Annotated in this window: 24 protein-coding genes; 5 read left to right on the plus strand and 19 right to left on the minus strand. The window is 65.3% G+C overall.

Features of this window, described 5'->3' with window-relative positions; all coding sequences use genetic code 11:
• Positions 1-52 precede the first annotated feature (52 nt).
• Genes GFD32_RS06660 through GFD32_RS06670 form a run of 3 tightly spaced genes read left to right on the plus strand, consistent with a single transcriptional unit; the run spans position 53 to position 3366 of the window.
• Positions 53-958: a LysR family transcriptional regulator gene (locus GFD32_RS06660; protein WP_163575774.1), complete on the plus strand. Its 906-nt coding sequence runs from the start codon at positions 53-55 to the stop codon at positions 956-958.
• 20 nt (positions 959-978) lie between these two features.
• A complete protein-coding gene (gene pepQ / locus GFD32_RS06665; protein ID WP_163575775.1) occupies positions 979-2286 on the plus strand; it encodes a Xaa-Pro dipeptidase in 1308 nt (435 codons plus the stop codon).
• A 42-nt stretch (positions 2287-2328) separates the two neighbouring features.
• Positions 2329-3366 (plus strand): hydrolase, encoded by a 1038-nt coding sequence (locus tag GFD32_RS06670; protein WP_163575776.1) that lies wholly within the window; start codon positions 2329-2331, stop codon positions 3364-3366.
• On the opposite strand, the gene msrA is transcribed toward GFD32_RS06670, so the two are convergent.
• From msrA to GFD32_RS06700, 6 genes are all read right to left on the minus strand, one after another.
• Positions 3350-3961, minus strand: coding sequence for a peptide-methionine (S)-S-oxide reductase MsrA (gene msrA / locus GFD32_RS06675; protein ID WP_163575777.1), 612 nt, complete (start codon positions 3959-3961; stop codon positions 3350-3352). The genes GFD32_RS06670 and msrA overlap by 17 nt on opposite strands.
• Before the next feature lie 71 nt (positions 3962-4032).
• Positions 4033-8049: an autotransporter assembly complex protein TamB gene (gene tamB / locus GFD32_RS06680; protein ID WP_163575778.1), complete on the minus strand. Its 4017-nt coding sequence runs from the start codon at positions 8047-8049 to the stop codon at positions 4033-4035.
• On the minus strand, positions 8049-9920 hold the full coding sequence (gene tamA, locus GFD32_RS06685) for an autotransporter assembly complex protein TamA (protein ID WP_163575779.1): 1872 nt from the start codon (positions 9918-9920) through the stop codon (positions 8049-8051). Before tamA ends, tamB begins: the two co-directional genes overlap by 1 nt.
• 61 nt (positions 9921-9981) lie before the next feature.
• Positions 9982-10836: a hypothetical protein gene (locus GFD32_RS06690; protein WP_163575780.1), complete on the minus strand. Its 855-nt coding sequence runs from the start codon at positions 10834-10836 to the stop codon at positions 9982-9984.
• Between the two features lie 75 nt (positions 10837-10911).
• The gene (locus tag GFD32_RS06695) at positions 10912-12216 is read right to left on the minus strand and encodes a UDP-glucose/GDP-mannose dehydrogenase family protein (protein ID WP_163575781.1); all 1305 of its coding nucleotides are present in this window, start codon (positions 12214-12216) and stop codon (positions 10912-10914) included.
• 5 nt (positions 12217-12221) lie between these two features.
• Entirely contained in the window at positions 12222-13112 is an 891-nt protein-coding gene (locus GFD32_RS06700; protein ID WP_163575782.1) for a UTP--glucose-1-phosphate uridylyltransferase, read from the minus strand.
• A 154-nt stretch (positions 13113-13266) separates the two neighbouring features.
• On the opposite strand from GFD32_RS06700, the gene ubiG reads away from it, so the two are divergent.
• Entirely contained in the window at positions 13267-13989 is a 723-nt protein-coding gene (ubiG, locus tag GFD32_RS06705; RefSeq protein ID WP_163575783.1) for a bifunctional 2-polyprenyl-6-hydroxyphenol methylase/3-demethylubiquinol 3-O-methyltransferase UbiG, read from the plus strand.
• Complete coding sequence (locus tag GFD32_RS06710) at positions 13986-14648, plus strand: HAD-IA family hydrolase (RefSeq protein ID WP_163575784.1); 663 nt, start codon at positions 13986-13988, stop codon at positions 14646-14648. The genes ubiG and GFD32_RS06710 overlap by 4 nt, the downstream gene beginning before the upstream one ends.
• A 26-nt stretch (positions 14649-14674) precedes the next feature.
• Here the strand turns inward: GFD32_RS06710 and GFD32_RS06715 are convergent, their stop codons facing one another.
• The 13 genes from GFD32_RS06715 to aspS form a co-directional block, all read right to left on the minus strand.
• A complete protein-coding gene (locus tag GFD32_RS06715) occupies positions 14675-15433 on the minus strand; it encodes a YciK family oxidoreductase (protein ID WP_163575785.1) in 759 nt (252 codons plus the stop codon).
• A gap of 25 nt (positions 15434-15458) precedes the next feature.
• Positions 15459-16226 (minus strand): tol-pal system protein YbgF, encoded by a 768-nt coding sequence (gene ybgF, locus GFD32_RS06720; protein ID WP_163575786.1) that lies wholly within the window; start codon positions 16224-16226, stop codon positions 15459-15461.
• A gap of 33 nt (positions 16227-16259) precedes the next feature.
• The gene (gene pal, locus GFD32_RS06725) at positions 16260-16796 is read right to left on the minus strand and encodes a peptidoglycan-associated lipoprotein Pal (RefSeq protein WP_163575787.1); all 537 of its coding nucleotides are present in this window, start codon (positions 16794-16796) and stop codon (positions 16260-16262) included.
• A 22-nt stretch (positions 16797-16818) separates the two neighbouring features.
• Complete coding sequence (gene tolB, locus GFD32_RS06730) at positions 16819-18108, minus strand: Tol-Pal system beta propeller repeat protein TolB (RefSeq protein WP_163575788.1); 1290 nt, start codon at positions 18106-18108, stop codon at positions 16819-16821.
• On the minus strand, positions 18108-19274 hold the full coding sequence (gene tolA / locus GFD32_RS06735; RefSeq protein ID WP_163575789.1) for a cell envelope integrity protein TolA: 1167 nt from the start codon (positions 19272-19274) through the stop codon (positions 18108-18110). Before tolA ends, tolB begins: the two co-directional genes overlap by 1 nt.
• A 16-nt stretch (positions 19275-19290) precedes the next feature.
• Complete coding sequence (tolR, locus tag GFD32_RS06740; protein WP_163575790.1) at positions 19291-19728, minus strand: protein TolR; 438 nt, start codon at positions 19726-19728, stop codon at positions 19291-19293.
• A gap of 12 nt (positions 19729-19740) precedes the next feature.
• A complete protein-coding gene (tolQ, locus tag GFD32_RS06745) occupies positions 19741-20430 on the minus strand; it encodes a protein TolQ (protein ID WP_163575791.1) in 690 nt (229 codons plus the stop codon).
• An 11-nt stretch (positions 20431-20441) separates the two neighbouring features.
• Positions 20442-20849, minus strand: a complete 408-nt coding sequence (ybgC, locus tag GFD32_RS06750) for a tol-pal system-associated acyl-CoA thioesterase (RefSeq protein WP_163575792.1) — start codon at positions 20847-20849, stop codon at positions 20442-20444.
• Positions 20846-21883: a Holliday junction branch migration DNA helicase RuvB gene (gene ruvB, locus GFD32_RS06755; protein WP_163575793.1), complete on the minus strand. Its 1038-nt coding sequence runs from the start codon at positions 21881-21883 to the stop codon at positions 20846-20848. The genes ybgC and ruvB overlap by 4 nt, the downstream gene beginning before the upstream one ends.
• Positions 21884-21950: 67 nt before the next feature.
• Positions 21951-22565 (minus strand): Holliday junction branch migration protein RuvA, encoded by a 615-nt coding sequence (ruvA, locus tag GFD32_RS06760; protein ID WP_163575794.1) that lies wholly within the window; start codon positions 22563-22565, stop codon positions 21951-21953.
• 157 nt (positions 22566-22722) lie between these two features.
• On the minus strand, positions 22723-23262 hold the full coding sequence (ruvC, locus tag GFD32_RS06765) for a crossover junction endodeoxyribonuclease RuvC (protein WP_163576066.1): 540 nt from the start codon (positions 23260-23262) through the stop codon (positions 22723-22725).
• A 9-nt stretch (positions 23263-23271) separates the two neighbouring features.
• Entirely contained in the window at positions 23272-24021 is a 750-nt protein-coding gene (locus tag GFD32_RS06770; RefSeq protein WP_163575795.1) for a YebC/PmpR family DNA-binding transcriptional regulator, read from the minus strand.
• A gap of 81 nt (positions 24022-24102) precedes the next feature.
• Complete coding sequence (gene aspS, locus GFD32_RS06775) at positions 24103-25884, minus strand: aspartate--tRNA ligase (protein WP_163575796.1); 1782 nt, start codon at positions 25882-25884, stop codon at positions 24103-24105.
• Positions 25885-25910: the final 26 nt, after the last annotated feature.

Here is a 25910-nt window from a genome sequence, read left to right on the forward strand (position 1 = left end):
CTGACTCTGGCATAATGGCGGGTTTGGCACCCCGCCCGTTCAGGGAGACGACATGGAACTACGCTGGCTGGAAGACTTCATCGCCCTGGCCCGCACCCGGCACTTTTCGCGGGCCGCCGAGCAGCAGAACGTCACCCAGCCGACCTTTTCACGGCGCATCAAGCTGCTCGAGGACGAGATGGGCACCACCCTGATCAACCGCCAGACGCTGCCGCTGTCGCTCACGCCGGCTGGTGAGGAGTTCCTCAGCCTGTGCCACGACGTTTCCCAGCGCGTCACCGAGGGACGCCGCCGCCTGGCCCAGCTCGCCGAGCAGCAGTCGGGGCAGTTGCGTCTGGCCGCGCCGCAAAGCCTGCTGATTCACTTCGTGCCTCACTGGCTCGCTCAGTGGGGCACGTCGTCCCCGGTCACCCCCTATCTACGCGCGACCGGCTGGCTGGTGGACGACTACTTCCGGGCGTTGGCCCGCGAGGAGTGTGACCTGGTGCTGTGCTACTGGCCGCCCACCCCCTGCGGCGTCGAACCCGACACCGAGGATTTCCCTTCCCGCCTGCTGGGCCAGGAGCGATTGATCCCCGTCTCGCTGCCGGAAGCGAACGGCCGCCCCCGGTTTGCCCTGGAGGGTGCCTCGCGCCTACCGTTGATTGCCTACCATCCGCGCGGACTGATCGATGCAGCGATTCGCGCCCACCTGGCGCGCCTCGGCGAAGCGCCGGAATTCAGCATCCTCAACGAAAGCATCCAGAGCGGCAACATCCGCGAGCTGGTGGCGCTGGGCTACGGTCTGGGCTGGCTTCCCGAGCGCAGCGTGCGTGACGCCCTCGACGCCGGCTCGCTGGTCCCCGCCGGAGGGGAACGCTGGCAGGTACCACTGGAGATTCGCCTCTATCGTCGTGCCGGTGACGAACGGTCAGCGGTAGCGGCATTCTGGGACGGCCTGTCGGCAGCCCCGTCCTGACCACTCGCAACGGAGCCCCCATGACCACCGACCTCGATGGCCTGCAGGCGCGCCACCTCGATGCGCTCGAGGCCGCCTACGCCGCCACCCTGCAGCGCAACGGCCTGGACGGCGTGCTGCTCTACAGCGGACGCCCGCATCGCCATTTCGCCGACGATCAGGAAGCGAGCTTCGCCACGTACGCACACTTTTTGCACTGGGTGCCGATGTCGGGCCTTGCCCACAGCTGGCTGCTGATTCGCCCCGGTCAGCGGCCGCAGCTCTACTTCCACGCTCCCGACGACTTCTGGCACCTGTCGGCCACACTGCCGGAGGAGGCCTGGGTCGAGCGCTTCGATATCGAGAGCGGTCGCTTCGACCGACCGCCCGCCCTGCCGCTGGGCCGTTTCGCTCTCCTTGGCGACGTCACCGAGGAGGTGGCGGCCTCACTGGGCGCACGGCTCAATCCGCCAGCATTGATCGCCGAGCTCGACGAGCTTCGGGTGCGCAAGAGCGACTACGAAATCGCCTGCCTCGTCGAAGCCAACCGTTACGCCATGAGCGGTCATTTGGCGGCACGAGACGCCTTCCTGGCCGGCGAGGCGGCCGAGCTCGACATCCAGCTCGCCTATCTCGCGGCTTCGCGGCAGCGCGAGAGCGAGGTGCCTTACGGTAACATCGTCGGTCTCAACGCCCACGGCGGCGTATTGCACTACCAGCACTACGATACCGCACCTGCAACGCAGCGCCGCAGTCTGCTGGTGGATGCCGGCCATCGCCATCGCGGCTACTGCGCCGACATCACTCGCAGTTGGGCTGGCCCCGATGCCGACTCCCTGTTCCCGCCGTTGATAGACGCGATGACGGCGCTCAAGCAGCGGTTGGTGGAAGCACTGGCGCCGGGAATGTCGTTTCGTGCCCTGCATGAACGCATGCATCACGAACTCGGCGCACTGCTCGTGGAACACCGCCTGGTCTCCTGCAGCGCCGAGGCAGCCGTGGCGAATGGCATCACCCGTGCCTTCTGCCCCCACGGGCTCGGTCACCTGCTAGGCTTGCAGGTACACGACGTTGCCAGTCGTCGCGCCACCGACGGTACTCCGCTGCCACCGCCCGACGCCGACCCCGCGCTGCGTCTGACGCGCGAACTGGAGGCGGGCATGGTGGTCACCATAGAACCGGGACTGTATGTCATCCCGATGTTGCTGTCGCCACTGCGCGAATCGCCGGTGGGCGCCGACATCGACTGGAGACGGGTCGAGCGACTGGCCCCTCATGGCGGCATCCGCATCGAAGACAACGTGCGGATCACCCGTGATGGAGCCGACAACCTGACGCCCGAGCCTTAGGCACCGCTCGGACAATGTCTGAGCGCAGCGAGTGATCACACGATGGCCGGCCACCTGCACACCGCCGATTTCCAGCCGCCGCGAGGGTTGAGCAATCCGCACGTGCAGACCCTGCTGCCGCGCCTCTTGCCCCGGCAGCGCCTGGCCTACGACTGGGAAACACTGGAACTCCCCGATGGCGACTTCGTCGAGCTGGCTTGGGCACGACCGGCGCCTCACGATGCTCAGACACCGGTCTTTCTGCTCTTCCACGGCCTGGAAGGCTCCATCGCTTCGCCTTACGCTCGCTGGCTGCTCGGCACGGCAGCCAAATTGGGCTGGCGGGCCGTTCTCATGCACTTCCGCGGCTGCGGCAGGCGCGCCAACCGCCTGCCGCGCGCTTACCACAGTGGGGATACGGCGGATGCCTACTGGCTGATCGGCCAGCTCGCCCACCGCTATCCCCACGCACTCAAGGTCGCTGCGGGAGTTTCTCTCGGCGGCAACATGCTGCTCAAGCTGGTGGCCGAGCAAGGCGGCGACGGATTGGATCTGGCAGGCGCCATCGTGATCAGCGCCCCCCTCGACCTCGCCGCCAGTGCCGATGCCCTGCACCGCGGATTCGCCAGGCTCTACGAGCGCCATTTGCTGCATTCGCTAAAGGCCAGGGTTCGTCGCCGGATTGCCGCCCAGACGCTCCCGCTGGCAATCAACGCTCGCGCCCTGGACGGGCTCGACAGCCTGCGGGCCTACGATGATGCCATCACCGGGCCCTTGCACGGCTTCGCGGATGCCGACGATTACTACCGGCGCGCCTCGGCAGGGCCCTTGCTCGGCGAGATCGAGCTGCCGACCCTCATCCTGCATGCCGAAGACGACCCATTCATGCCAAGCAGCCTCTACGATCGACTGCCGCCCGCTGGCGATGCCGTCCGCATCGAATTGGCTCGCCATGGCGGACACGTCGGTTTCATGGAGTGGCGCGAAGGACGCCTGCGTCCCTGGCTCGCCCGGCGCCTCGCTCAGGAACTCGAGGCGTGGACCACTCCAGCGGTCCCTTGCCAGGCGAGCACCGCGCAGCGCATCAAATCGGGCAGCTGACCCCGGTCCCCTTCAGCCCGCAGTAGCCCTGTGGGTTCTTGTGCAGATATTGCTGGTGATACTCCTCGGCCGGATAGAAGGTCTCGAGAAGAGCGATTTCGGTGGTGATACGCCCCTTCCCTGCGGCGTCCAGCGAGCGCTGGTAGGCGTCGCGGCTGCGCTCTGCCTCGCTGCGCTGCGTTTCGCTGGTGGCATAGATCGCCGAGCGATATTGGCTTCCCACGTCGTTGCCCTGGCGCATGCCCTGGGTGGGATCGTGGGCTTCCCAGAACACCCGCAACAGCGTGGTGAGGTCGAGCCGGGCGGGATCGAACACCACTCGCACCACCTCGGCGTGACCGGTCAGGCCGGTACAGGTCTCTTCATAGGTGGGATTGGGCGTCACGCCACCGGCATAGCCCACGGCGGTGACGTGGACTCCCGGCAGCTCCCAGAAGAGCCGTTCGGCCCCCCAGAAACAGCCCAGCCCCAGCACGATGACCTCGTGCCCCGAGGGGAACGGCGGCAGCATGGAACGTCCGGAAACGGCGTGTCTTCCGCTGATGGGCAACGGCGAGTCGCGTCCTGGCAGAGCGTCGGCGGGATCGATGATCATGGCGAGTCCAATCTCGTTGTCGGCAAGGGGAGCCCAGTATGCGCCATGGCCGAGAGGGCAACCAAGCCCTCTCAGCGGGATGGCTCGATGATGGGTGGCTCGCCGGGGCGGCTGAAGGCATAGATCAGGTCGACGGCCTGGGCGGCACCGGAGATGGCCTCCAGGTACAGGTTGCGCCACAGCGTATAACGCAGGGCCAGTTCGGCAATCGGCGAGAAGATGCCCACCCCGTAGCTGATCCGCAGGTCGTCGGTGAGATAGCCGCTCACTACCACCTGACTGTCTTCGCCGCCTCCCGCCGTTTCCAGACTGAGATCGCCGATGCCGAAGGCTTCGCCGATGGCGCCCACGGCACCGCCGGTCTGCCCCACCGTGAGGCCCACCAGTGCCGAGGTCAGAGCGCCGTCGGTATCGCCATCGCGAGGAGCCCTGCCGCGCAGCAGGTACGAGAGTGCACGCGCTTCGTCCATGGCGGGTTCGGAGAAGATGCTGAGATTCGGCGCGGCGGCGAAACCCTCGACGCGCAGGCCGGCCACCACGCCATCCTCGGTGACCTCGGGGTTGCGGATCGCCTCGAAATCGAGCAGCGGCTGATCGGGAGGGCCGCTGAACAGCAGTGCCCCCTGACGAATCAGCAAGTCCTGACCGAAGGCACGAAAGCGGCCGTCGGTCAGGTTGACATCGCCGAACAGCTGGACCGGCCCGTTCTGCTGACGGACCTCGAGAGCGCCATCGAGCCCCGAACTGAGTCCGTAGGCCTCGAGGATCATGTCCGGCCCCAGGTTCAGGTCGATACGTACGTCCACCGCCATGCCCGCTTCGTTCAGTGCTGTCCCGGTACCGGCGCCCTCCTCGGCGGCCCGCTCCGCCTCGCGGCGACGCTCATCCTCGCGCTCGCTGATGATCACCTCGTCGGGACTCGGACCTACCGCAGAAGCCGGGCGCTGCCCCACCTCGAGACGCGCCCAGGGCACCTGGACCTGACCGCGCACTTGCAGCAGAGACGGTGTGACGCGCACCTGGACGTCCGGCGCGACGCGCAGCCGCCCCACCCCCTGAAGTGCCATCTGCAGCGGTTCCGCCGTCGCATCCAGGTCGACGGCCACCCGCCAGTCGTCGGGGGCCGGCCAGGCAGCGTCGCCGGCAATGGTCAATCTCCCCTCCTCGGCCGCCACGAAACCCTCGATGCGTGTGCTGTCACCCGCGAAATCGACGTTCACTTCGCCGTCGCGCACGACCACCGGCACGTCGACGCCACTGACCTGCAAGTCGGACAGGCCCATCTGCCCATCGAGCGCGGGAGTGTGCCGCGTCCCGGCGATGCTCACCGCCCCGTCCAGCGAGCCCTCCAGGGTCTCGATGCCCACCACCAGGGTGCGGTAACGCGACAACTGGAGCGCATCGAGGCGTAGTTCGCCCTCCAGGCGCCCTTCCTCCAGCGGCTCGGCAATGCCCAGGTCCAGCGACACGTTGCCCGATTCGGCCAGCTCCAGCGTCAGATCCAGATCCGCGCGGGTCGGGTCGGCCTCCAGCGTGGCGTCGAGACGCGAGGGCGGCAATTCCCAGGGTTGGCCATAGGCATCCTCCCCCTGCAGGGCCAGGCGGCTGGCCAGGTCGGCCCGGGCCAGCCATTCGACGCCGCCACGACGCCATTCGGCGATCAGGCTCAGGTCGGTCTCTCCCTCGACCTGCCAAGCCTCGGGCAACCGGGGCTCGACGAGATCCATGGGCAGATCCCGCAGCGACAGTACCGCGCGCCCACGCTCGGCACTCGCCGTCATGGGCTCGTCGAGACACAGGCGGCCACCCCGCTCGCGGCGCAGGCAGAACGGCTCCACCCGGGATTCCGCCCGGGCAAGATCCACCTCGAAGGCCAGCGCCTCTTCCAACACCACATCGCCGTACTCGCTGGCGAGGTTCAGCGGATCGAGGGTGCCTCGGTAGCGCTGACGGTCCGCACCGAGAGCGCCCGACAGGCGCAGGGCCACGGCGCTCACCGGCTGCCCCTCGTCGCCGGTGACGTCGAGCGTCAGACGATGCTCGGATAGACGTCCTTCCAGGTTCAACGCAACGCTCTCGAGGCGTTGTCCGCCGACGGTAACGTCATCAACGCCGAGTTCGACGTCGAAAGCGGTATCCTCCAACCCACTGGCCTCCCCGGCCAGCCTCAATGACGACATGCGATTGTCGGCGAAGGCCAGTCCATCGCCATTCAAGGTGAGCTCGAGACGCGGCGCCTCGAGGCTTCCCGAGGCGATGAATTCACCGCTCAACGAACCGGACAGAGCCTCGTGCAGCGAGGCGAGCACCGGCATGTCGATCTCTCCTCTGAGATCGAGAGCCGTTTCGGCCACCTCGCCACTGGCGCTCAGGCGATTGTCCGCCTGGCGAAAATCGAAGCGCTCGATGGCCCAGCGCATGTCGCTGTCGCCCTTCAGCCGGGCCCGGAGGGAGAGCGCTCGCTCGGCCAGCTCGCCCTCGATGGCGACGTCGGGCACGTTCACCTGCCAACCGCCCGCCATCTGATGGAAGCTCACCTGGAGGTCGCCGCTCAGCTGCCCGTGCCCCCCGTCGATGAAACGTCCGGGATCGACATCGTCGAAACGCAGGTTCGCCTCGACGTCGAGGCCGTCTTCCCAGGCGACCCGCCCGCGACTCACCGCCGATGCCGGCCCCAGAGCGAGCGACAGCGGCGTCCAGGCGAACTGGCTGCGATCGCCGTTGCCTGACAGCGCCACCCGGGTGCGCGGAATCTGCGGCCCTTCCAATTGCAACGACAGTGCGGCGCGATAGTGGAGCAGATCGCCTTCCAGGTGCAGCGCCACGTCCTCCGCGAGGTAGGGGGCGGCCGCCCCCGGCTGGTCGTCCCGTGGCGTTGCCTCCGCAACGCTCGTGCGTGGCGGTAGCGGCCACTGCAGCAGCGAACTGTCCAGCGAGGCGGTGAATGGCAGCGTCGGATCAAGAACGTCGAACTGCGCGCGTAGCTCGGCATCGACCGGCCCACGGGCGGTCAACTCGGCGTCGAGCGCAGCCAGGCTGCCATCCAGTTCGAGCGTCAAGCGCTCGCCGGCCAGCTCCGGAAACCGCTCGGGCAACCACAGGTCGGTTTCCAGGCGGGCCTCGAGCGGATAGTCGTCGCGCAGCTCGACACGCGCCGAGAGTCGCGCATCGACATCCAGGCTCGTCACCTCGAGCGGCGCCACTTCCACCGTATGCTCGCTAGCCGTGAGCGTCAGATCGACACGTCGCACATGATAGTCGATGGGCCCCGTCAAGGTGATGTCCTCGACGGCCAGCTGAGGCACCGAGACATCCAGCGGCAGGTCGATGGTGGGCAGCGTCCGGCGCTCGCGCTCTGCCAGCGGCATGGCCGCCATGCCCTCGAGTTCAGCGGCGGCCGCTGCCGGCAAGGGCGACTGAGCGGCGATGGCCGCATCGATGGCCGACGCCGCGAGACGAGACTCTTCACTGTCGGTTTCGCTGAGTGCCAGTCTCGCTCCCGGCGACAGCGGCAGGATCAGGTGGAGGCCGGACAAGCGCGTGGGCGCCAGTTCGAACGATGCACCCTGGGCTTCGGCACCGCTGGTGAAATCGTCGATACGCACACGGGTGCCATCCGCCAGCCGAATGTCGACGTCGGCAAGCGCCAGTTCACGGATCACGAGCGGCAGCGGAAATGCGATCTCACCGAGCCCCTCGCCGGCGGCCTCCGACTCGTCACCGCTCTTCTCCTCGCTGCGGGGCAGACGAACGTCCACGCCTTCCACGGTCAGCCGGTCAATGCATAGGCGTCCACGCAGCAGGCAATCTTCGGCCCAGGCCAGTTCCAGGCGCTCGACGGACACGGCGGCCGGCCCCGCCTCGATATGCAAGCCATGCAGCATCAGGCGGTCCAGTGGTGCCCCTTCGGCAGCCTCGAGCTGGAAATAACCGCGTTTGACGCCTTCGTCCAGCAGCAGTCCGGTGCCCCAGGGGGAGAGAGCCAGACCCAGAGCGAAGAGAACGAGCCCCAGACACCAGACCGGCAGCGCGATGGCCAGTCCCAGCAGTGCACGACTCAGGGCACGGCTTCTTGCAAAACGACGCATCAGAACTCCGGACCGATGGCGAAGTGGAGGCGCCAAGAATCGTCTTCATCGTCGAAGGGATGGGCGATATCGACGCGGATCGGCCCCACCGGAGAGACCCAGCGGACGCCGACCCCGGCACCGGTATTGAGCGTTTGCGGCCACCAGTCGTCGAAAGCGTCGCCGGTGTCGACGAAAGCCGCGGCCCACCAGTCGCCGGTGACGCGGCGCTGGTACTCCAGGCTCGCGGTGAGCAGTTGCTCACCGCCGCGCAGTTCGCCCTCCTCATTGCGCGGTGCCAGGCTTTCGTAGGCATAGCCGCGCACGCTGCGATCGCCGCCGGTGAAGAAACGCAGCGATGGAGGAAGCTGCGAAAAATCGTCAGTAACGATGGCTCCCAGCCCGACACGGCCGACGAAACGATTGTCGTCACCCAACATGCGAATCCACTCGGTATCGCCGGTCAACCGCAGGAAGTCGGCATCGGACCCCCACAGCGAGTCGGAATACTCGATGCCGAAACGCTGGCGGTCACCCCAGGTGGGAAAGCGCGGATTGCGGCTGCGGATGCGCGACCAGCTGATGCCGGGATAGTAGACGAGCACGCTGTCGGCCTCGTTGCCCTGGGTGAAATCCTCGAAGGTGGCGCGCAGAAAGAGCGTCTGTACCCAACGGTTCTCGAACTCCCAGCGCCGCGCGAATTCCACGGTGCTTTCCAGCGTGCGCGTATCCTCGTTGTCGCGATGACGAAGACCGTACTGCAAGCGGTATTGATCGCGCAGCGGATTTTCCAGCGGCATCGTATACGTGCCGCTGAAACGCTGCTCGGGAGCCGACAGGTAGAGGTCGTGCTCCAGACTGTGGCCCAGGCGGTTGATCCACGGCTGTTCCCAAGCGAACCGCAACCGCGGCCCCACGTCGGTGGCATAACCCACGCCGACTTCGAACTGGTGACGATCGGCCGGGCTCACCACCACGTCGATGGGCATCTCCGGCTGCTCGGACGCCGTCAGATTGGCCACGGTTTCCAGGGCCGATGATGCAATGCGAGGCTCCAGTGATGCCGCAGCATCACTGCCAAGCACCGCGCCACCTTCGGTCGCCACGGCATTCCCCCAACCCAGTGTTGCGGGAGGCAGGGCCAGCTTGCGCTCGTCATCCAGTCGTGGGCGTACGCTAATCGAGTCGAACCACCCGGCCTGGCCCAGACGCTGGGAATAGACGGCGACATCACCGGCGCGATAAGGCTCGCCTTGGACGAATGGCGCCATGCGCCGCAGCCGTACCGGATCGATGTGGCTGCCGCGGATGGCGACGTTGCCGAAGCGGTAGCGAGGGCCGCTGTCCAGGGTCAGGTAGAGCCGCGCGCTGTGGGCGAAGGGGCGCACTTCCATGCGCCGGTCGACGAAGCGCCAGTCGAAATAACCTCGCTCCAGGGCGAGCCCGGCCAGGCGACTGCGCATGCGATCCCACGGGGCATGAGCCAGTGGGTCGCCTTCCGACAGCGGGAAGGCGTCCAGGACATCGCGAAACGGCGGATCGCTCTGGGCATCGCCGACGAGCTCGAGAGCCAATTCTTCGATACGTACCTGACGTCCGGGGTCAATGGTAAGGCTTACCTGGCGAGGGGGATCCTCGTCACCGAGCCGTTGCTCGATGACCGGATCGTAGTAGCCGTAGACGCGCATCGCCTCCCGGGTCCGGCGCCGAATCTCGCCCTCGAGGCGAGCGCGACCATACCGCTCGGCTTCCAGGTCGCTGAGGTAGTGGCGAACGTTATCGGCGGCCTCGTCGGACAGGCCGTCGATGCGTGCCTCGATGCCCATGGCTGCCTGGCCCATGCCGAACGCCAGGACCGCTGTTGCGCAGCGGCCAATTACGCGTCTTCCCATACTCAACGGCTTCCTGGCTGACAGCATCCCCGAACCGTTCCGCTGCAACGACTCGTTCCAGTCACGGCTGCAGGCTTTCCAGCTCAGCACTCAGTGCAAGCTGCGAACGGCGCAGTTCACGCAATTCGCTCTCGGCAGAGGAGAGGCGATCCTGTACGTCGGCCAATGCGTCGACATCATCGCTGTGCTGATTCTCCAATGACTCGATACGGCCGTCGACACGATCGAGCGTCTCGCTCAATGCCGTGAGACGCTCCTGAGAGGCCTCATCCCGTGCCTGCAAGTTCTCCAGGGCCGCGGCATGCTCATCCTGCTGCTCGGCCAGGCTCTCGAGCGCCTCGTCGCGCCGCGGGGCGGCCGACTCCAGCGAATCCAGACGCGCCGCAAGAGCCTGGCGACCTTCGTCGCCGGTACGCTCCAGCGCATCCAAGGAAGCCCCTAGAGCTGCCAGCAACGCATCACGCGTGGCCGCCTCCTGATCGACGGTAGCGAGTTGCTCGGCCAGCTCGTCTAGGCGTGCGTCGAGGACATCGACGCGCTCGGCATCGCTGCCCGAACGCTGCTCCAGCTCGATCTCCAAGCCCGTGGTACGTGCATCGAGGGCATCGTTGCGCCCCTCCAGCGTATCGAGGCGCGTTTCGAGATGCTCGAGCCAGTCGCCACGTCCTTCCTGGGCGTCGAAACGAGCATGCACATTGGACATTTCACCCGACAGACGCCCCCATTCGGCCTCCAGCCGCAGTCGTTCCTGCCAGCCGAACCAGGCCAGCGCGCCAAGGCCAGCGACCAGCATGAACAATAGCAGGTAGATCGGCCACAACCGGGGAGCGGGCGACACGGAACGGGCAGAACGCGAGACGCTGGCCTCAGGGTCCGGCACGATGGGGCGTCGCTCGGTAGGACGCGCTTCGGGCATGGCTAACTCCTTGTCACCGGGACGACGGTCCCGCTCATTGTACGCAGAGGCACCGCCTCTGCGCACGTCAGGGCATCAACGTCGTGAACGCTGTTCGCGAGGATCGGCGCGCCGGCCGATACCACGGTAGGTCAACCCCCATTCCGCCACGTGGTGGGGATCGTAGATATTGCGCCCATCGAGCACCAAACGCTCATCGAGCAAGTCAGAAAGACGTTTCCAGTCAGGGTTCCAATAGTGCTTCCACTCGGTGACGAGCATCAGCGCATCGGCTCCCTGGCAAGCCAGATAGGGATCGCCGTCGAAGAGGGCCAGTTGCGGGTGGTCACCGACCGCCGCGCGCAGGGACGGCGTCGCGACCGGGTCATGGAGCCGTACGCTGACGCCCTGGGCCCACAGGGCTTCGAGCAAGGTGAGCACCGGGGCATGATCGATGCGCGCCGACCCGGGCTTGAAAGCCGCTCCCCAGACCGCCACCGTTCGCCCCTCCAGGCGACCGTGGAAATGCGTCCACAGCTTGCGAAACAGGGTTTCCTTCTTCTGCTCGTTGATGTCGAGAACCTGCTCCAGCAGTGCCGAGTGCCGCCCGCTGGCTTCCTGGACATCGGCCAGACGCATCAGGTCACGCGAAAAATTGGGACCGCCGAAGCCGCAGCCGGGATAGAGATACTCGTAGCCGATGCGCGAGTCGGCCCCCATCCCCTGTCGAACGAACTCGACATCGACGCCCAGAGTATCGGCCAAACCGGCGATCTCGTTCATGTAGCTGATGCGCGTCGCCAGCATGCCGATGGTGGCCAGCTTGGTGAGTTCAGCAGCACGCCGCGGCATGCACTGAAATACATCGCGCCGTCGATTGAAGGCACGCAGCAGTTCTCGAACCTGGGCTTCCGACCAGTCATCGTCACGGCCCAGTAGCCAGCGTCCGGGACGAGTAAAGCTTTCCCAGGCACGCCCTTCTTCGAGGGTATCGACTAGAGCGACCGCGTGGATCGGCTCGCCGAGGCTGCCCAGGCGCTCGGTCTCACCGACCGGAAACGTCGAATTGTTCACCAGCAACAGCGGCCGCTTGCGCTCATGAATCGCGTCGACGACCCGCGTATCGGCATCGCCACGCTGCTCCGGCGACAAGGCCAGCCACAGGGCGTCGACGATAGCGGGGCCGACGTCGTCATGCCCCGCCACCGTGAGCGTGCCCTGCTGGCGGCCTTCTTCCAGACGAGCCAGCAGTTGCGGCTCGCGTACCAGCCAACCGGCCTGTGCCAGCGACGTCCAGGGCATGCTCGCATGGGGCACCCAGTGAACGCGATGCCCCACCCATGCCAGGGCCGCGGCTGCGGTCACTGCTGGCAGTTCGCTGCCATGAATCTCGACGCGCATCGCACTCACTCCGACCGGGCGTAGCGGGCGAGTAGCTCGCGAAAGCCCGCACCCAAACGCGGATGGCGCCGGCCATAAGCCAGCGTTGCCTCGAGGTAGCCCAGGGGTTGGCCGCAGTCGAAGGTCTGGCCGCTCATGCGCCACGCATCCACGCCTTCGGCGGCCCGCAAGGTTTCGATGGCGTCGGTCAGTTGAATCTCGTTGCCTGCCCCGGGCGGCGTCTCGGCGAGCAGCGCGAAGATCGCGCCGGGCAATGCGTAGCGGCCGATCACGGCGAGGTTGGAAGGCGCGGCCTCACGCCTGGGTTTTTCGACCAGGCCGCTCAGTGGCGCCGACTGCCCTGCTGCCGGCACATCGCGTTCGGGCGCGACGATGCCATACCGGTCGACGCGATCCCATGGCACTTCCTCGACCATCAGTTGGCTACGCCCGGTCGCCTCGAAGGCATCGAGCATGCCGGCCAGATCGCTCCGTTCCAGGCCCTCGTTATCGACCAGCACGTCGGGCAGCAGCACGGCGAAGGGTTCGTCATCCCCGATCACCGGCCGTGCACGGAGCACGGCATGGCCCAGCCCCAATGGCTCCGGTTGGCGCACGCTGATGACGTTGACGTCATCCGGGACGATGCGGCGCAGCTCTTCGAGTAGATCCCACTTGCCTTTGGCCTCGAGGGTCGCTTCCAGTTCGAAATGCTTGTCGAAGTGGTTCTCGATGGCGCTCTTGCTGGTATGGGTGACCAGCACGATATCGCGTATGCCGGCGGCCACCGCCTCCTCCACCACGTACTGAATCACGGGGCGGTCGACGATGGTGATCATCTCCTTGGGAATCGCCTTGGAGGCCGGCAGGCAGCGAGTGCCGAGCCCGGCAACGGGCAGAACGGCCTTGCGTATCATGGAATCGTCCTTGTCAGCGGGCTCCGCAACGCCTGTGCGCGTTCGAGACCCCGAATCATGGGAATGCCGCATCGGCTACGGGTACAATACGCGCATGATACCGAAGGAGCCTGCCGATGCTAATGGCGGCTCGCCAAACACAGGGAGAGCCCCGATGAGCACAAGCGTCCCACAGCCCAACGTCGACCCCGCGGAAGTCGCCAAGTTCGAATCCCTGGCCAGCCGTTGGTGGGATCCGGACAGCGAGTTCAAGCCACTGCATGACATCAATCCGTTACGCCTCGACTTCATCGATGCGCGCTGCGGGCTGGCCGGCCGACGAGTGATCGACGTGGGCTGCGGCGGAGGCCTGCTTGCCGAAGCCATGGCTCACCGCGGAGCCAGCGTGACCGGCATCGACATGGGCGAAGCGCCACTGGGGGTGGCCCGCCTGCATGCGCGACGCAGCGAAGTCGACGTGGACTACCGCCTCGCCAGCGCCGAAACCATGGCCGAGACCCGGCCTGGCGAGTTCGACGTGGTCACCTGCCTGGAGATGCTCGAACACGTGCCCGACCCGGCTTCGGTGATTCGCGCCTGTGCAACCCTGGTCAAGCCCGGCGGACACGTGTTCTTCTCCACCCTCAACCGCAACCCCAAGGCCTATGCACTGGCGATAGTGGGGGCCGAATACCTGCTGCGCATGCTGCCCCGCGGCACCCATGACTATGCCAAGTTCATTCGCCCTTCGGAGTTGGCCGAGTGGTGTCGTGAAGCGGAACTCGACGTGCGCGAGCAGAGCGGGCTGGTCTATAACCCACTGACCCGCCGTTACCGTCTCTCGGCCAGCGATGTCTCGGTCAACTATCTCATGCACTGCCGCCGGGAGCAGCCGTGAACGCTCGCCCCGATGCCCTGCTCTTCGACCTGGATGGCACCCTGGTGGATACGGCGCCAGACCTGGCTCGGGCCACCAACGCCCTGCGCGCCCATCATGGATTGTCGCCGCTTCCCTATGAGGTCATCCGCGCCCAGGTTTCCAACGGTGGCAGCGCGCTGGTCACCCTGGCGCTAGGGCTGGAAAAGACGGCCGAAGGTCACGACGACGCCCGTGACTTCTTGCTCGCTGCCTACGGCGAGTCGGTTGCCGCCGAGAGTCGGGTGTTTCCTGCACTGACTTCGTTGCTGACGAGCTGGCAGGCGGCGACTCGTCCCTGGGGCATCGTCACCAACAAGCCGCGCGCCTACGCCGCCCCGCTGGTGGCTGCCCTGGCCCTCCAGCCCGGAGTGCTGGTTTGCGCCGACGATCTGCCGGTTCGCAAACCCGATCCGGCCCCGCTATGGCATGCCGCCGAACGACTCGGTGTGAGCGCAGAGCGGTGCTGGTACATTGGTGACCATCGCCGCGACATGGAAGCGGCCCGCTACGCCGGCATGGTCGGCGTAGCAGTGGGCTACGGCTACATCGCGCTGGACGAGGACTACCGCGACTGGCCTGCCGATCGGTGGTTCGCCACCGGCGAGGCGCTGACCGCCGCCCTATTGGCCCCTGCATGACCTGTACGGTCGTGCGCAGCCATGCGTCACCTGGGAGGCTGGGCGTCGAAGCGCTCGCCGTTGTGCCCGCGGCTGTCGGGACCCAGCAGCCATAGATAGGTGGGCATGATCGCCTCTGGCGTCAGCAGTGCTTCGGGATCCTCTCCCGGATAGGCATTGGCGCGCATTCGGGTACGGGTGGCCCCGGGGTTGAGGCTGTTGACGCGGATGTTGCCCAGATGCTCGACCTCGTCGGCCAGCACCTCCATGAAGCCTTCGGTGGCATACTTGGATACGCTATAGGCGCCCCAGTAGGCTCGCCCCTTGCGCCCCACCCCTGAAGAGGTGAACACCACCGAAGCGTCTTTCGAGGCCTCGAGCAACGGCATCAATGCCTGGGTCATCCAGGTCGGCCCATTGATGTTGACCTGCATCACCTGCTCCCACAGCGCCGGGTCGTACTGCACGAAAGGCGTGATGTTGCCCAGCAAACCGGCATTGTGCAGCAACCCATCGAGACGCCCGAACTCCTTGTCCAGCGTCTCGGCCATGTCGTGATAGTCTTTGAGCGTTGCCCCTTCGAAGTTCAGCGGAAAAATGGCCGGCTGGGGCAACCCCTCCGCTTCGATCTGGTCATAGACCGTCTCCAGCTTGGCAAGGGTGCGCCCCAACAGGATCACCGTGGCCCCATGGCGGGCGAAGGCCAGCGCCGCTGCCCGGCCGATGCCGTCACCGGCTCCCGTTACCAGCACGATCCGCTCTTTCAGCAGGCCGGCGGGCGCCTGGTAGTCGATCTTGCAGTTCATGGCTGTTCCTTTGTCAGCACGCGCATCATAGCGACTGGCGGAGGAAATCGTCAGCAAGCCCGGCGGCGCTGCTGTCGGGGTGATCGTCGCGGACTCGCTCCAGGAGAGCCCGACTCTCCTCGGGTTCGCCCTGGCGTGCCTTGACCAGACCCAACTTGTAGAGCGCATCGGGCAATTTGCTGCTATCCGGGAAGTCATCGATCACTCGCCGGAAGGCGACATCCGCCGCTTCGAGATTCGCTTCTGCCGAATGCAGCTCACCCAGCCAGTAGTAGCCGTTGGCCGTCAGACGGGTGTCGGGATGCTCTTCCACGAACCTCTCGAAGGCGCTGATCGCCTGCTCGAACTCGCGCGACTGGACGTGGGCGAAAGCGGCTTGATAGGCGGCCTGGGCCTCATCGCTGGTACCGCTCGGTGAGGGGGTCTCGGCAACCTGGCGAGCGGCCTGTTCATCCACCTCGGGCGATTCCATGCCGGCATCCTCGGCCATCAGCCGCTCGTCCAGATCCATGTACTGTTGTCGCGTCTGATTGCGAAGCTGCTCCAACTGGTGGCGCAACTCCTCCACCTGGCCGCGCAGCTGGCGGATCTCCTCCTCGTGCTGCTGAACCTGGTTGAAGATCACCAGGTTGCCGCCGGATTCCTCGCGCACCGCCGTCTGGTCCATGAAAGAGCCCGACCCGCCGCGCAAATCTTCCACGACGGGGCCCTGCTGGGCCACCGCCGGCAGCCATACGGACAACGGGAGCACCAGGGCTCCCGCGCCGCACAGCCGTTTCAGACTGTGTTTCATGCATGACTCCATCGACGCATGGCGCCGAGCCGATCAGTAGTCGAAGACGACGCGGCGATTCTCGGCATACGCTTCTTCATCATGGCCCTGTACAGCGGGACGCTCCTCGCCGTAGCTGACCACTTCGATTTGCGACGGCGAAACGCCTTGCACTTCCAGGAATCGACTGACCGACCCGGCACGTCGCTCGCCCAGTGCCAAGTTGTACTCGCGGGTACCGCGCTCATCGGTATGGCCCTGGAGTACCACCCTGGCATTACCGTTGCTGCGCAGGTAGCGCGCATGCGCCGTCAACACTGGCTCGTACTGGGACTTGATGGTATCACTATCGAAATCGAAGTAGATGGTACGCACCTCGGGGATCCGACCATCGGCTTGCTGGCCGGCGCGATCACCGGTGGTACCAACGCCACTGCTGCTGACCTGTCCGGTGCCCGCGACTCCGCTATCGGTTCCGCTGCGGCTGCCGTCCGTCATGCCGTCCTGGGTACCGCCGGTGCTGGAACAGCCGGCGATCAGGGCCAGCGAAAAGGTCACGGCCAGCAACCTGGCATGCGATTGGAAAGGCATCGTCAAACTCCTTGATGGCATATCAGTTCAGAAACGGAGACCAGGCAGGCTCCCGTACGTCACCCTGGGCCGATGGCAGGCGATAGGACGCGCGACCGTCGGCTGACACGGCGCTCAACACGCCATTATCACCCTGCCGGGTGGCGAAGATTACCATGGTCCCGTTGGGGGCAACACTGGGCGATTCATCCCAGCGCGTTTCGCTGAGGGTTACCAGGCGACCCGAATCGAGGTCCTGTCTCGCCACCTGGTAGCCATTGCTGCTGCGATGAATCAGAAAGATCGCATCGCCATCCGGGGCAAAACGGCCACGAGCATTGTAATTGCCGGTGAAAGTGAGGCGATCCTGCTCGCCGCTCGCCAGATCGTAGCGATAGATTTGGGGGCCCCCGCTACGGTCCGAGGTGAATAGCAGGCTTTCTCCATCGGGCGCCCAGTCCGGCTCGGTATCGATGCTGGAGCTGTTGGTGAGGCGCTCGACGCTGCGGTCGCCAACGCTCATCACGTAGATCTCGGGACGTCCATCCTTGGAGAGCGACATGGCCAGACGCCGCCCGTCAGGCGACCAGGCCGGGGCGCTATTGAGACCTTCGAAAGATGTCATGCGGATACGCTGCCCGGAAGCCAGATCCTGGACATAGATGGCCGGACGCTCGCTTTCGAAGGAGACATAGGCCAGCTTCTGACCGTCTGGCGACCAAGCCGGCGACAGAATCGGCTGCCCGGACTCCAGCACGCGCTGGCTATTATGGCCATCGGCATCGGCGACATAGAGGCCGAACTGTTGATCATCCGCCACGCCTTGTGCCGTCACGTAGGCAATTCGCGTCGAGAAGGCACCGCGAATGCCGGTGATCTCCTCGAAGACCTGATCGCTGATGAAGTGGGCTCCGCTACGCAGCTCACCATTGCCGGCCGTGACGGTTTCGCCAAGCATGCGCTGGCTACCGCTGACATCCATCAGCTCGTAACGAATTCGGTAGCCATCACCGTCACGGCTGACTTCACCGACGACCAAGTAGCGCACGTCCAGCGCGCGCCATTCTCCATAGCTCACGTCGTCGCTGCGCGACGGACGGTCGAACATGTCATCGCGAGCCAGCGGCGCGAAATGGCCGCTGCGCTCCAGGTCGTCACTGATCACCCGTGCCACGTCCTCGGGCAGCTGTTCGCCATTCGTGGCGAATGGCACTACCGCAATGGGCGTCGCACGGTCACTGCCGCGGGTGATTTCGATGGTCAATTGGGCCTGGGCCAGTGTCGTGACGCACAGCATCACGATACCTAGCCAGGCAGTCGTCAGGGCTTTCATCAGCGGATATCCCCCGGTGTGAATCGCAGGTTGAAGTCTCGGAAACGGCGTTGCGCACTGCCCGGTAGCTGGCGCAGCTCGTTGAACGGCTGGGCAGCTTCGACGGCCTGAATCGCCGAGCGGTCGAAAGAGCTGTTGCCACTCCCTTGGGTAATGGTAGCCGCGAACAGTTCACCGGATGGCCCCAGGCGCACCTGGACCGTAGCGGCCAGATCATCGCTCGACCCCGGCGGAATCACCCAGGCCTGCTCTACCGCACGGCGCACCAGATTGATGAAGCTGTTGGCCGCCTCTTGGGCTTGTTCCGCATTGGCCACCGCATCGCTTTCACCCTCGATGGCACGATCCAACCCCTGATTGGCAGCTTCGGCAGCTTGACGTTGACGCGCAGCCTCTTGCTCTTCGCGACGGCGCTGTTCTTCCTCTTGCTGACGCTGGCGCTCGGCTTCCTCCTCGCGACGACGCTGCTCTTCCTCTTGCTGACGCAGGCGCTCGGCTTCCTCCTCGCGACGACGCTGTTCTTCCTCCTGCTGGCGCTGGCGTTCGGCTTCCTGCTCGCGACGACGCTGTTCTTCCTCCTGCTGACGCTGACGCTCGGCTTCCTGCTCGCGGCGACGCTGCTCTTCCTCCTGCTGGCGCTGGCGTTCGGCTTCCTCCTCGCGGCGACGCTGCTCTTCCTCCTGCTGGCGCTGGCGTTCGGCTTCCTGCTCGCGTCGGCGCCGTTCGGCTTCAGCTTCCTGCTCCTGGCGCTGCTGCGCCTGACGCTCAGCCTCTTCAGCACGCCGTTGGGCTTCGGCTTCCGCAGCGCGGCGAGCCTCGTCGAGGGCTTCGGCTTCCTCAGCGGCTTGCGAATCGATCTCCGGCGTCTGCTCGGATTCCTGGGGCTCTTCCTGCTCGGGCGCAGCGGCATCCTCCGCGTCGGCCGCCTCTGCCTCGCTCTCCGGCTCTTGGCGCTGCGCGGCTCGGGTCCGCGCCTCTTCGGCGCGCTGAGCCTGGTCAGTCGCCGTTTCGGTGCTGACCAGGGTAGCCTGCACGATAGCGCTGGACGGCGGTTCGTCGTCGCTGCCAGGCAGGCTGACGACACTGATGACCACCACCAGGGCATGCAGCCCCAGGGCCAGTATCAACGGCAGACCGTATCCAACGCGCTGATCGTGTCGGGCCATGGTGTCCTTGTGCTCCTCAATCACCCGACGGCGGCTCGGATATCAGGCCGACGTTGGCCACGCCAGCGATCTGAAGGCGACTCATCAGCGTCACGACCTGACCATAGGCGACGTTGCGATCGCCGCGCACCAGCACCGGCGTACCCGGCCGCCGCCCCAGCAGTGTGATGACACGATCGGTCAGTTCATCGAGCGTCAATTGACTGTCGTCATCGCCCAGCGTGAGGTAGTAATCGCCCTCCCGGTCGACTGACACGATGATGGGATCGCTGTCCTGAGAATCGTCGATGGGCTCCGAGCTGGCCTGCGGCAGTTCGACTTGGACGCCTTGAGTCAGCATGGGAGCGGTAATCATGAAGATCACCAACAGCACCAGCATGACGTCGATGAAAGGCACGACGTTGATCTCGGCCATGGGTTTGCGGCGGCCACCGCGGTTGAACGGTCCATGCATGGGGTGACTCCCTCAGGCGCTGCCGACTTCGCTGCGGCCCTGCAGGTTGCGGTGCAGGATGGAATGGAACTCTTCGGCGAAGTCCTCGTACTTGCCGAGCAGCCGCCCGGACTCGTTGGAGAGCCGGTTATAGAAGATCACCGCGGGAATGGCGGCAAACAGCCCCATCGCAGTGGCGATCAAGGCTTCGGCGATCCACGGTGCCACGGTGGCAAGCGTTGCCTGCTGCGCCATGGAAAGCGACTGAAAGGAGCCCATGATCCCCCAGACGGTACCGAACAGCCCAATGTAGGGGCTCGCCGAAGCGACGGTGGCAAGAAACACCAGATGCAGGGTCAGGCGGTCTTCTTCCCGTGACCAGGCCACCCGCATGCTGCGCTGCACGCCATCGAGGATCGCTTCGGGGCTGCGAGTCTTGGTCAGCAGACGATTGAATTCGCGAAATCCGGCTCGGAAGACGTGCTCAGCGCCTTGGGTTTCCTGTTCGGCGGGCGTTTCGCGGTAAAGCTCGTTGAGGTCGACGCCGGACCAGAAGCGCTCTTCGAATTCCTGGTGGGCCTTGCGTGCGCGACGCATGATGAAGGTGCGCTGGAAAATCACCACCCAGGAAAGAATCGAGCCGATCACCAGGATCAGCATCACCAGTTGCACCACGGTGCTGGCGCTCATGATCAGGTGGGGAATGGACATGGAGTCGTTCACGGGCATCCTCGTCAGTCGTGCTGTGTTCCGTGGAGAGCCGCGGCAAGCGCCGGCGGCCATGGCGTGGGCTTGAGACGGATGGCATCCAGGCAAGCGATGTCGACCTTGGCCTCGCACAAGGGTTCCCCGCATCGCGCCACCGTCTGTGCAAAGCTCAGCCGGCAACGTCCGTGAGACTGGACGGCGGCGTCGACGACTAGCTCATCGTCCAGCCGAGCGGGCTTGGCATAGCGGCATTCCAGACGGTGCACCACCAGTTGGACGCCTTCCGCAAGGAGCTCGCTCTGGCTGATGCCGTGCTGGCGTAGCCATTCGCTACGCGCCCGCTCCATATACTTGAGATAGTTGACGTAATACACGATACCGCCGGCATCGGTGTCCTCGATGTAGACCCGGAGCGGAAAACGAAACTCGCTCACGGCCGCACCTCCCCGGCGGCATCCTGGGCCGTTTCATGCGGCACCAAACCGAAATGTTGCCATGCCTGCCGGGTCACCATCCGACCTCGCGGTGTTCGCATCATCAGCCCCTGCTGGATCAGGTAGGGCTCGATGACGTCCTCGATGGTATCGCGCTCCTCACCAATGGCCGCCGACAGCGAGTCGACGCCCACGGGACCGCCGTCGAACTTCTCGATCATTGCCAGCAACAGGCGCCGGTCCATGTGGTCGAGACCATGATGGTCAACGTGCAGCATGTTGAGCGCCTGATCGGCAATGGCCGCATCCACCCGCCCGCTGCCGCGCACCTCGGCGAAATCGCGTACCCGGCGCAGCAGCCGGTTGGCGATGCGTGGCGTGCCACGCGAGCGGCGAGCCACCTCGGTGGCGCCGGCCACGTCGGTTTCGACGCCTAGCAGACGCGCCGAACGGCTGACGATCTCGGTCAACTCGTCGGTAGCGTAAAACTCCAAACGCTGCACGATCCCGAATCGGTCGCGCAGTGGCGAGGTGAGCAGCCCGGCTCGTGTCGTGGCGCCCACCAGGGTGAAGCGCGGCAGGTCCAGTTTGATGGAGCGCGCCGCCGGCCCCTCACCAATGACGATGTCGAGCTGGAAGTCCTCCATCGCCGGATAGAGAATCTCCTCGACTACCGGTGAGAGGCGGTGAATCTCGTCGATGAACAGTACGTCGCCCGGCTGCAGGTTGGTGAGCATGGCCGCTAGGTCACCGGCACGCTCCAGTACCGGCCCGGAGGTCGACTTGAGCCCCACGCCCATCTCAGTGGCGATGATATTGGCCAGGGTCGTCTTGCCGAGCCCAGGGGGACCGAACACCAGGGTGTGATCGAGACTCTCGTCGCGGCCACGCGCGGCGCTGATGAAGATATCCAGCTGCTCGCGCACTCGAGGCTGGCCGATGTACTCGGCCAGCCGTTGAGGACGGATGGCATAATCGATGCGGCGTTCGCCCTCGCGTTCGTCGGCGGCAATCAGTCGGTCATTGTCGATCATGCCACTCCTCGCTTCCACGCAGGATCGCTGGCACCCAGGCTCCCACCATGCCTCGCCATCACTACGCTCAACCTGCCAACCGGCGCGTCAGCGCCGCCTTGATCATCGCCTCGGTGGAGAGATCGTCCTCCAGGCCGACCAGCATCTTGGCAGCCTCGGCTGGCTTGTAGCCCAGGCTCACCAGCGCGGCTTCGGCATCGGCCTGCGGATCCGATCCAGGCAAGTCCATGGACGCACTGGCAGGCTGCGTGGGCAAGACCACACCCTCCTGACGTTCCCAGTGAGGAAAGCGGTCGCGCATTTCGATGATCAATCGCTCGGCCGTTTTCTTGCCGACGCCCGGCAGGCGAGTGAGAGCCTTGGCGTCGTCATCCATCACGCAATGCATGAAGGCTTCTTCGTCCATGCCGGAAAGGATCGCCAGGGCCAGCTTGGGGCCAATGCCATTGACGCGAATGAGCGCCCGGAACAGGGCGCGTTCCTGCTCCCGGGCGAAGCCATACAACAGATGCGCATCGTCGCGTACCACCAGATGGGTGTAGAGCGAGACTCCCTCGCCCACGCCGGGCAAGGCCACCAGGGTGGTCATCGAAGCTTCGAGTTCATAGCCGACACCGCCAACGTCCACCACCAGCCACGGGGGCTGCTTGTCGAGAAGGGTGCCGCGCAGACGTCCTATCATGGGCCGAGTTCCTGTCTCTGCTCAGGCGGGTCGCGGCAATACGAATCACTGCCGCCGTACCGATGCCATGGCGCCACTATACTGGCCCCCCAAGCGGCTGGCCAGCCCTTACCAAACAGCGTTCACGAACCACTTCCGTGCTTGGCCGGTAACGATTTCAAGGCTTATAGTCACGCCATGAGTCGCCACGCCGCCGACGGCGATGACCACCGAAGCTGCCAGCATTGACCAGTCCTCTGCGCGCATGTGCGTGGGTCAAGGCGATGGCCAGCGCATCCGCCGCATCTGCCTGAGGCGTACCGTCGAGCCCGAGTATGGCCGTGACCATATGCTGTACCTGGGATTTGTCGGCGCTGCCGGTGCCAGCAACGGCTTGCTTGATCTGGCGTGGACCGTATTCGCTGACCGGCAGGCCGTGATTGGCGGCACAGACGATGGCCGTGCCACGGGCCTGGCCCAGTTTGAGCGCCGAGTCGGCATTCCTGGCCATGAAAACCTGCTCGATGGCGAACTCCGCGGGGCAGTGCACGGCGATGAGCTCGCTGATACCCGCGTACACCTGGGCCAGCTTCTGGGCCAGGTCGTCGGCTTGTATGCGAATGCACCCACTGGCCACGTAACGGGGCATGGCCGTCGCCACATCCAGCACACCATAGCCAGTGATGCGAGACCCGGGATCGATACCCAGGATCAGCATGGCCACGGCTCACTCGAGCGCATCGAGCGCCTCATCGCTGAAGTCCGCGTTGGTGTAGACGTTCTGCACGTCATCCAGATCCTCGAGCCTATCGATAAGCCGGACCACCTTACGAGCCAGCTCGACATCCTCGATGGGCGTGTAGGTCTCCGGATAGAGCCCCACGTCGCTGTGCTCCGGCTCGATACCGGCCGCCACCAGCGCATCTTTCACCCGACCGAAGGCCTCAGGGCTCGTCACCACTTCCAGACGCCCATCATCCCGCGCCTCGATCTCCTCGGGTTCCGCTTCCAGGGTCGCTTCCATGGCCTCCTCTTCCGCCACGCCTTCGGGCAGCAGCAAGCGGCCCTGCTTGCGGAAAAGGAAGGCGACCGAGCCACTGGTGCCGAGATTGCCGCCGCACTTGTTGAAGGCGTGGCGTACGTCGGAAACGGTACGGTTGCGGTTGTCGGTCATGCATTCCACCAGCATGGCCACGCCCTCGGGGCCGTACCCTTCGTAGACGCAATCCTCCATGGCATCGCCATCGGCGTTACCGGCGCCACGATCCACGGCGCGCTGGATGGTGTCCTTGGTCATGTTGTTGGCCAGCGCCTTGTCGATGGCCGCCCGCAGCCGCGGGTTGTCGTCGGGCTCCGGCCCGCCCAGGCGAGCTGCCACGTTGAGTTCGCGGATCAGCTTGGAAAATATCTTGCCGCGCTTGGCGTCCTGGGCCGCCTTGCGGTGCTTGATGTTGGCCCACTTGCTGTGGCCTGCCATCGCATCCTCCGGGTCGGGTGGGTTCCAGACGACACCGGCGCCTCCAGGCGCCGGTGTCGGGACGAAAGCGTCGACGACGCACTACTCGCCGGCGGTTTCGGGCTTGACTTTCTGGCGCAGGCGAATGTTGAGCTCACGCAGCTGCTCGCCGCTCACCACGCCCGGCGCGTCGGTCATCAGACAGGCGGCACTTTGCGTCTTGGGGAAGGCGATGACCTCACGGATGGTCCGTGCGCCGGCCATCAGCATCACCAGTCGGTCGAGGCCGAAAGCCAGGCCACCGTGGGGAGGAGCGCCATACTGCAGCGCATCCAGCAGGAAGCCGAACTTCTCACGAGCCTCGTCTTCCCCGATGCCGAGAATCTCGAACACCGTGTTCTGCATGGTTTGGTCATGGATACGAATCGATCCGCCACCCAGCTCCGTGCCGTTGAGCACCATGTCGTAGGCGCGTGACAGTGCCGACGCCGGGTCGGCCTTGAGCGCATCCGGGCTGCATGAAGGGGAAGTGAAAGGATGGTGCAACGGACTCAGGCTGCCGTCGCTCTCCTCCTCGAACATCGGGAAATCGACGACCCACAGCGGCGCCCACTCATGGGTGTAAAGATCGAGATCCTCGCCCAACTTGACGCGCAACGCACCGATCGCCTCGTTGACGATGCGTGCCTTGTCGGCACCGAAGAAGATGATGTCGCCATCTTGGGCGTCGACCCGGTCGAGCAACGATTCGACCACGTTCTCCATGAACTTGACGATGGGCGACTGCAGCCCTTCGAGCCCCTTGGCCCGCTCGTTGACCTTGATCCACGCCAGCCCCTTGGCCCCGTAGATGCCAACGAACTTGGTGTAGTCGTCGATCTCCTTGCGCGAGAGCTTGGCACCGCCCGGCACCTTGAGCGCGGCGACGCGACCGTCTTCGGCGTTGGCCGGGCCGGAAAAGACCTTGAAATCCACCTGCTGCATCAGGTCGTCGACATCGCTGAGCTCCAGAGGGATGCGCAGGTCCGGCTTGTCGGAGCCGTAGCGTTTCATCGCCTCGTGCCAGGTCATGCGCGGGAACTCGGGCAGTTCGACGGACAGTACCTCTTGGAACAACCGACGCGTCATACGCTCGCTGATGCGCATGATGTCGTCTTCCTCGACGAAGGAGGCCTCGATGTCGATCTGGGTGAACTCAGGCTGGCGATCAGCACGCAGGTCCTCGTCACGAAAGCACTTGGCGATCTGATAGTAGCGGTCGAAACCGGCCACCATCAGCAGCTGCTTGAACAACTGAGGCGACTGCGGCAGAGCGAAGAAGCTGCCCGCATGGGTCCGGCTCGGCACCAGATAGTCACGGGCGCCTTCCGGCGTGGCACGCGTGAGGATCGGCGTCTCGATGTCGAGGAACCCCTCGCCTTCCAGAAAGGCCCGCACGCTGTGGGAGATACGCGAGCGCAGGCGCAGCTTGTCGATCATCTCCGGGCGGCGCAGGTCGATGTAGCGATGCTTGAGTCGCACTTCCTCGCCCACTTTGCCATGCTCGTCGAGCTGGAATGGCGGCGTCGCGGCGGTGTTGAGCACCTCGACGTCCTTGGCCAGCACCTCTACCAGGCCGGTGGGCATGTTGGGGTTCTGGGTACCTTCCGGACGCAGTCGAACCCGGCCCTGGATGCGCAGTACGTACTCGCTGCGGGCACGGTCGGCATTCGCGAAAGCCTCGGCGGTATCGGGGTCCACCACGACCTGAGCGATGCCGTCACGATCGCGCATGTCGAGGAAGATCACGCCCCCGTGGTCACGGCGGCGGTGAACCCAGCCGCACAGGGTGACCGTCTGGTCCACCAGGGTTTCGTTGAGCTGGCCGCAATAATGGCTGCGCATGTCGTATCCTGTGTTCTCGCGTTATC

Origin of the sequence: Halomonas faecis, assembly GCF_010993975.1 — a bacterium.
GTDB classification, from domain to species: Bacteria; Pseudomonadota; Gammaproteobacteria; order Pseudomonadales; family Halomonadaceae; genus Halomonas; species Halomonas faecis.

Excerpts from the sequence above, each read along its gene's own strand:
- ubiG (WP_163575783.1), top strand. The coding sequence starts at position 13,267 with ATGAGCACAAGCGTCCCACAGCCCAACGTCGACCCCGCGGAAGTCGCC.
- GFD32_RS06690 (WP_163575780.1), bottom strand. The coding sequence starts at position 10,836 with ATGCCCGAAGCGCGTCCTACCGAGCGACGCCCCATCGTGCCGGACCCT.
- tamA (WP_163575779.1), bottom strand. The coding sequence starts at position 9,920 with ATGGGAAGACGCGTAATTGGCCGCTGCGCAACAGCGGTCCTGGCGTTC.
- tamB (WP_163575778.1), bottom strand. The coding sequence starts at position 8,049 with ATGCGTCGTTTTGCAAGAAGCCGTGCCCTGAGTCGTGCACTGCTGGGA.
- msrA (WP_163575777.1), bottom strand. The coding sequence starts at position 3,961 with ATGATCATCGATCCCGCCGACGCTCTGCCAGGACGCGACTCGCCGTTG.
- aspS (WP_163575796.1), bottom strand. The coding sequence starts at position 25,884 with ATGCGCAGCCATTATTGCGGCCAGCTCAACGAAACCCTGGTGGACCAG.
- ruvB (WP_163575793.1), bottom strand. The coding sequence starts at position 21,883 with ATGATCGACAATGACCGACTGATTGCCGCCGACGAACGCGAGGGCGAA.
- tolA (WP_163575789.1), bottom strand. The coding sequence starts at position 19,274 with ATGGCCCGACACGATCAGCGCGTTGGATACGGTCTGCCGTTGATACTG.
- GFD32_RS06695 (WP_163575781.1), bottom strand. The coding sequence starts at position 12,216 with ATGCGCGTCGAGATTCATGGCAGCGAACTGCCAGCAGTGACCGCAGCC.
- ruvC (WP_163576066.1), bottom strand. The coding sequence starts at position 23,262 with ATGCTGATCCTGGGTATCGATCCCGGGTCTCGCATCACTGGCTATGGT.
- pepQ (WP_163575775.1), top strand. The coding sequence starts at position 979 with ATGACCACCGACCTCGATGGCCTGCAGGCGCGCCACCTCGATGCGCTC.
- GFD32_RS06770 (WP_163575795.1), bottom strand. The coding sequence starts at position 24,021 with ATGGCAGGCCACAGCAAGTGGGCCAACATCAAGCACCGCAAGGCGGCC.
- GFD32_RS06670 (WP_163575776.1), top strand. The coding sequence starts at position 2,329 with ATGGCCGGCCACCTGCACACCGCCGATTTCCAGCCGCCGCGAGGGTTG.
- GFD32_RS06660 (WP_163575774.1), top strand. The coding sequence starts at position 53 with ATGGAACTACGCTGGCTGGAAGACTTCATCGCCCTGGCCCGCACCCGG.
- ruvA (WP_163575794.1), bottom strand. The coding sequence starts at position 22,565 with ATGATAGGACGTCTGCGCGGCACCCTTCTCGACAAGCAGCCCCCGTGG.
- GFD32_RS06700 (WP_163575782.1), bottom strand. The coding sequence starts at position 13,112 with ATGATACGCAAGGCCGTTCTGCCCGTTGCCGGGCTCGGCACTCGCTGC.
- ybgF (WP_163575786.1), bottom strand. The coding sequence starts at position 16,226 with ATGAAACACAGTCTGAAACGGCTGTGCGGCGCGGGAGCCCTGGTGCTC.
- pal (WP_163575787.1), bottom strand. The coding sequence starts at position 16,796 with ATGCCTTTCCAATCGCATGCCAGGTTGCTGGCCGTGACCTTTTCGCTG.
- GFD32_RS06715 (WP_163575785.1), bottom strand. The coding sequence starts at position 15,433 with ATGAACTGCAAGATCGACTACCAGGCGCCCGCCGGCCTGCTGAAAGAG.
- tolB (WP_163575788.1), bottom strand. The coding sequence starts at position 18,108 with ATGAAAGCCCTGACGACTGCCTGGCTAGGTATCGTGATGCTGTGCGTC.
- tolR (WP_163575790.1), bottom strand. The coding sequence starts at position 19,728 with ATGCATGGACCGTTCAACCGCGGTGGCCGCCGCAAACCCATGGCCGAG.